Raw genomic sequence first — 5,900 nt, 5'->3', positions numbered from 1 at the left:
ATTCGCGAGACGTTCGGCAGCGAGCGCCTCGACGCTCACATTCCTTCGAACATGACATCGGAAGACTTCGGCTTCATGCTCGAAGAACGGCCCGGCGCTTATGTGCTGATCGGTAACGCTACGCCGGGCGCGGCCGCCCGATCGTTACACCACCCGGAATACGACTTCAACGACGACATCATTCCGGCCGGCGTCCGATATTGGGTTGCTTTGGCGCAGCATTACTTCGGTGCCGCGTAGCGCGTTGCACGCTTTCCAGGGCTGTCATCCGTCTGCGGCCGGCGAATCAGCTGCCATCATCACAAATGACCGCGACGACGGATTCGCTTGATACAGGTCTCGAGCAGATTCAGCGATTCTGTCAGCGCTTCCGAGTCCATATGCCCATATGCGAGCAGAAAACCGCGCGGATCGGGTTCGAGCGTCGTGAAGTCGCGAACCTCGTCGAACACGACGCCCTTCGATCGCAGGGCGGCTCTCAGATCACGGTCGAACGCGTCGTTCTCTCCTGACACGACCACATGCAGGCCTCCCTCGTCGCCCCTGAGGGTGATCCAGTCCGCGTATGGGGTCAACCGTTCGCGTATGGCATCGCGCATCGCCCCGTAGTGCCGCCGAACCCTGCGCAAATGCCGATCCAGTTCGCCCGATGCGAGCAACGTTTCGACGATTTTCTGCACGGGCCACGATACATGCGTGCGCTCGCGCTCGACGCGCGCAACCAGCGCGGCGGCTGCGCACGGTGGCGCGACGATGAACCCGAGCCGAAGGGATGGGCTGACCGCCTTCGCGAACGTATTGAGCAGCAGCGTGCTTTCCTGCGCATGGCTGAAAATCGGCGGATGATTCGTTCCTGCGTAGTGGAACTCGCAGTCGTATTCATTCTCGACCATCAGCATCCCGCGCTTGCGCGCGAGTTCGACCAGCGCCCGGCGCCTGGGCCCCGACAGACGTCCTCCCATCGGGTACTGATGGGCTGGGGTGAGATGAACGAGGGCAGGGACAGCGTCGTCTTCGACAATCCGATCGACCACCACGCCTTCCGCATCCACGGGCACATAACGCAACGATGCGCCCGATCGCAGGAACGCCGATGTAGCACCGGCGTAGCCCGGATCCTCTGTTGCGCACAAGTCGCCGCGACGCAATAGCGCCTGTGCGACCAGCTGAAGCGCATGGCCCGTGCCGTGCGTCATGACGATCTGCTCAGGGTCGACGTTGACGGATCGGTGTTCGAACAGCCATTTAGCGATCGCGCGCCTGAGCCCCGGCTCCCCGCCCGGGTCGCCATAGCCTTCCGGCGGCAACTTCCGTCCTGCTTCGCGGCAGGCATTGCGCCATACATCAAGCGGCAGGGTGCGGGCGCTCGACTGCCCGGGACGCCAGTCGAGGCGCGTACTCGCCGCACGTTCAGGCGAAGCTTGTGCAACGGCGGAGATACGCCGCAGCAGCGATGGCGTCCAACTTGTCCCCATCGCGGCCCCGCGGACTGCGAGTACGTTTGCGACGACAAATGTGCCATGACGCCCGCGCCCATCCAGCATGCCTTCGGCGATCAACTCGTCATAGGCGTCGACGACACAGTTGCGCGCCACCCCCAGTTGGGCAGAAAGTTCGCGGCTGGGCGGCAACCGCGCGCGGGCCGGCAGCGCGCGGCTGACGATCTTTTCGCGCAGTTGCCGTGCAATCTGCCTGAAAATCGGCACGCCCGAGTCTCGCTCCAGTTCGAGGGCGATCAGGGCTGGCAGCGCCTGCCTGGATGAACGGTTCGCAACCATAAATGATCCAAACTGATTCGACTTTGGTTCTTGAGAATGCCGCAAAAATCGACAAAATTGTCGAACCAACAATATCACGGGATCGCCATGCGCATCCGCATCATTACCGACGACTTCACGAGTGCGCTCGACGGGACGGCCTGCTTCGCCGAGCGTGGCTGGGAGACAGCCGTGCTCGTTCGTCCCGACAGCACTGCGACGGCTGCGGTCGTCAGCTTCGACACCGATTCCCGCGAATACCCGCCGGCACTCGAGCACGACGCCGTCGCAACGGCCGCGCGCGCGTGGCGCGACGCCGACGTACTGGTGCTTCAGTTCGATTCGACGCTGCGTGGCCGAGTCGCGCGCGATTGCATGACAGCGCTTGCCGCCTCCGGCCGGCGCAAGCTGCTCGTCGCGCCGGCGTTTCCGTCAGCCGGGCGTACGGTCGCGCAAGGGTGCGTACGAGTAGACGGCGTGCCCGTACACCAAACAGCATTCCGACACGATCCCACGCTTCCAGTGCGCGAATCCAGCCTTCCTGCGTTGTTTCGCCGGCATCGCATCGAGATGAGGGTCGCGCGCGACGCGGCGCACGCCCGCGCGCTGCTGAACGTGGGCGATGCCGTGGTGGTCGATGCGCGCACCGAAGCGGACCTCGATGCAATCGTGACGACATTTGCGAGGCAGTCCGATCTGCTGCTGGCGGGTTCTACGGGCCTGCTGCGTGGGCTCGCACGCGGGCTCTCGAGCGCTCGTGGTGCGGCGGGCGTTCGTGATGGCCGGCCCAATGACGCAGTCGCGCCTGCGCTGTCCGCCGGTCGTCCGTGCCTTGTAGTGGGTAGCCTCAATCAGCGATCGCGGCGGCAACTCGCGGTCGCTCGAGCGCAATGCCGAATAGACGTGCTGGCCACAGAGGAAGCGCGTTCGCCGATCGGCAGCGTGCCGCAAGCGGCGTTGCGCGATGTCGTGACGCACGCGGTGAATGCCGTTAACAGCGGCGCCTGCGACGGGCTTGTCGTGACTGGCGGGGAAACCGCGCGGCGCATCATCGACGCGCTGCCGGCAGTGTCGTTGCGCGTGTGCCGCGAAATTATGCCGGGCGTGCCTTTAGCCGAAGTTCGAACTGCGAAGGGTCTATTTCCCATGATCACGAAAGCCGGTGGCTTCGGAGACGACGACGCCTTGGTGACTTGCATCCACACACTGACCGGAGCAAAACCATGAAGCACAAACCAATAGCCGTCACGATGGGTGACGCCGCAGGCATCGGGCCGGAGATCGTCGTCAAGACATTTGCCAACGCCGCGTTCATTGCCGCGCACCCGTCGTTCGTCATCGGTGATACGGGTGTGTTGCGGCGCCAAGCCACGGCACTCCGCTTGGACCTGGCGATACGAGAGATCACGTCAGTCGCCGAAATCGCACGGCAGCCAGGCGTGCTTGAGGTCTTGAGGGTGCCTGGCGCGAACGCACTACCCGATTTGCCCGTTGGCGCAGTGAATGCCGCTGCCGGTCAGGCCGCATTCGGCGCGATCCGTACAGCAATCGATCTCGCAGTTCGGGGTGAAATCGCAGGCATCTGCACCGCGCCTATCCATAAGGAAGCGCTCGCCGCCGCAAACGTGCCCTATGCAGGTCACACAGAAATGCTCGCGGACCTGTCCGGCACGCGTGACTACGCGATGATGCTCGTCAACCCGACGCTGCGTACGATCCTCGTGACGGTTCACTGCTCGATGCTCGATGCTGTCGCGAAGCTGTCCGTCGAAAGCGAACTGCGCATCATCCGGCTCGCTGATCGCGCGATGCGAGAGTTGGGCATCGAACGTCCCCGCGTGGCGGTCGCTGGCCTCAACCCGCATGCGGGCGAAGGCGGCCTTTTCGGCCGCGAGGATATCGACATCATCGCGCCCGCGATTGAACGTGCGCGGAACGAAGGCATCGACGCCAGCGGCCCGTGGCCCGGCGACACTGTGTTCATGAACGCCCGTCGCGGCCGCTTCGACATCGTGGTAGCGCAGTATCACGACCAGGGCCTCATACCCGTCAAGCTCGCCGGCGTGGAGGACGGCGTGAACATCACCGTCGGCCTGCCTTTCGTGCGGACGAGCCCCGACCACGGCACCGCCTTCGACATTGCAGGGCAGGGCATTGCCGATCCAGCCAGCCTACAGCTTGCCCTCCAGACCGCTCACCAGTTCGTCCAGTCGCGGGCGAAGCAACCATTGTCTATCGGAGCTTGATGTGTCCCATTTCATCCTGATGTTGACGGAAAACGACGCGACCGTCAGCGACGCGATTGCAAACTACGACAGCCTGCGTGACAGCCCCGTCCGCTATGTCGGCTTCAAGGATGTCGGCTTGCCCATAAGAGACTTGAAAGAGCTCGCCCGGCGCATCCGCGCCGATGGCCGCAAGGTCATGCTGGAAGTCGTCGCAACGAGCCGCGAGGCAGAGCTGGAATCGATCTGCGCGTCGCTCGAGGTCGGTGTCGACTACCTGCTTGGAGGTCGCCACGTTGAAGACGCGCTGCCGCTACTGCGTGGCTCCAAAATCCGGTATTTCCCGTTTGCCGGCCGCACTGTGGGTCATCCGACCGTGCTCGAAGGGACGATGAACGAGATCGTCGAGGATGCGCGCCGCATCGCATCGATGCCCGGTGTGCATGGCCTTGACTTGCTTGCGTACCGGTTTGCCGGCAAGAATGATCCGGCCGAGCTGGCGAGGCGTGTTGTCGATGCAGTCGACGTGCCCGTGATCGCCGCAGGCAGCATCGACCGCGAAACGCGTGTGAAGGCGATGATTCACGCGAAGACTTGGGGCTTCACTGTCGGTAGCGCGCTTTTTCAGCAAGCCTTCGTCGACCGACGCCTGTCGGCGCAGATCGATACGATTTTTCAGATCGAAGGTGTGACCGCGTAGCGGTCGATGGGAATAAATTAGGATTCCTCTGCAGTGGTCTGCGGAGGTCTATCAATCCCCGATTTCCCCTAACGTGCAGGCGAAAGGGCTAAAGGTAGCTAATCCGACAGCGGACGTCTGGCCATCGGTACCGCGCGGGTTCTGTTAAGCGGGCGTTTCCGACAGGTGGTTGACGAACAGCCTGGCCGGCTTCGGCAAAGCATTGAGGTCTCGCGCGCAAATAAGAAGCTCGCGGTGCACCCAATCGTCAGACATTGCGATTTCCCGGAGGCCCATGGAAGGCAGGTGCGGGCGCACAGCTGCCGCCGGCAGCACGGCAATGCCGAGATTGGCCGCCACCATCATGCACATGGCGTCGAAACTGCGCACGCGAATACGGACCTTCAGCCGTTTTCCGAGTGAGGTCGCCGCCGAGTCGAGAAGCTCGGCGAGGGACGTGCTCTGTGAAAGGCTGACGAAGTCGTAGTCGATCGCGTCGCCCAGGGCGATGGTGCGGCGCTTGCCCAGCGGATGGCGCTCGGGAACGACGAGCACCAATCGATCCTGCCGGTACGGCATCGTCTGCAACCCCAGCATGGGCGTGCCGCCCGCCAAGATGCCGAAATCGGCGCGGCCGTCGACCACCGCCATCGCGACCTGGTCGCTGTTCTGCTCTTCGAGTTCGATGCGGATTTGCGGATTGGCTTGCACGAACGCCGCGATCTCGGTGGGTAGAAACTGCGTGATCGCCGAAGTGTTCGCGGATAGTCGAACGACGCCGACCACGCCCGCCGCATAGTCGGACAGATCAGCGCTGAGCACGTCCACGTCCTTCAAGATGCGCTGCGCATGTTGAAGCAGCGCATGGCCAGCGGCGGTCAGCGTGATGCCGCGCGAATGCCGCTCGAACAGCGCGACACCCACCGCCGCCTCCAGATCCGTGATGCGTTTGCTCGCCGCCCCCACCGCCAGATGGGCGAGCGCGGCCCCTTTGCTGATGCTGCCGCTTCGCGCCACCAAGCTGAAAAGCGAAAGCGAGATGAGTTCGAGACGGTGGACGTTCATGTTCGGCGCCGGGACGGACGTATGCGGTGCCTGCACTATGCGGCGATCGAGCCGACTCATCACTAAGGGAAGACCCGCAGCGGGGGGGGGTGGGGGGGCGCCGCACCCCGCGGGTGAGTGGGGATGGGTCTGGTGGGTGGGCGCCCGCGGGATCCGGTGCGGGGGCGTGGCGGG

At 63.8% G+C, this 5,900-nt stretch carries 6 protein-coding genes; 4 read left to right on the top strand and 2 right to left on the bottom strand.

Features of this window, described 5'->3' with window-relative positions; translation table 11 throughout:
* A partial coding sequence (locus tag ACTHL0_RS07550) for a M20/M25/M40 family metallo-hydrolase (RefSeq protein ID WP_440566077.1) occupies positions 1 to 240 on the top strand: 240 nt, incomplete at its 5' end.
* Positions 241 to 299: 59 nt separating this feature from the next.
* On the opposite strand, the gene pdxR is transcribed toward ACTHL0_RS07550, so the two are convergent.
* A complete protein-coding gene (gene pdxR / locus ACTHL0_RS07545) occupies positions 300 to 1,778 on the bottom strand; it encodes a MocR-like pyridoxine biosynthesis transcription factor PdxR (RefSeq protein WP_440566074.1) in 1,479 nt (492 codons plus the stop codon).
* A gap of 57 nt (positions 1,779 to 1,835) precedes the next feature.
* On the opposite strand from pdxR, the gene ACTHL0_RS07540 reads away from it, so the two are divergent.
* From ACTHL0_RS07540 to ACTHL0_RS07530, 3 genes are read left to right on the top strand one after another with little or no spacing between them, the layout of a single operon-like run.
* Positions 1,836 to 2,984: a four-carbon acid sugar kinase family protein gene (locus ACTHL0_RS07540; protein ID WP_440566072.1), complete on the top strand. Its 1,149-nt coding sequence runs from the start codon at positions 1,836 to 1,838 to the stop codon at positions 2,982 to 2,984.
* Positions 2,981 to 4,003 (top strand): 4-hydroxythreonine-4-phosphate dehydrogenase PdxA, encoded by a 1,023-nt coding sequence (pdxA, locus tag ACTHL0_RS07535; protein WP_440566070.1) that lies wholly within the window; start codon positions 2,981 to 2,983, stop codon positions 4,001 to 4,003. Before ACTHL0_RS07540 ends, pdxA begins: the two co-directional genes overlap by 4 nt.
* Before the next feature lies 1 nt (position 4,004).
* Complete coding sequence (locus ACTHL0_RS07530; protein WP_440566068.1) at positions 4,005 to 4,682, top strand: 4-hydroxythreonine-4-phosphate dehydrogenase; 678 nt, start codon at positions 4,005 to 4,007, stop codon at positions 4,680 to 4,682.
* Positions 4,683 to 4,826: 144 nt separating this feature from the next.
* On the opposite strand, the gene ACTHL0_RS07525 is transcribed toward ACTHL0_RS07530, so the two are convergent.
* Positions 4,827 to 5,726 carry a LysR substrate-binding domain-containing protein gene (locus ACTHL0_RS07525; protein WP_440566079.1) on the bottom strand — a complete coding sequence of 300 codons (900 nt, stop codon included), beginning with the start codon at positions 5,724 to 5,726 and terminating at the stop codon, positions 4,827 to 4,829.
* Positions 5,727 to 5,900: the final 174 nt, after the last annotated feature.

It is taken from the genome of Trinickia sp. (genome assembly GCF_051961175.1).
Classification (GTDB): domain Bacteria; phylum Pseudomonadota; class Gammaproteobacteria; order Burkholderiales; family Burkholderiaceae; genus Trinickia.
The sequence above is the reverse complement of the archived record's forward strand: the minus strand, read 5'-3'. Positions and strand labels throughout refer to the sequence as shown.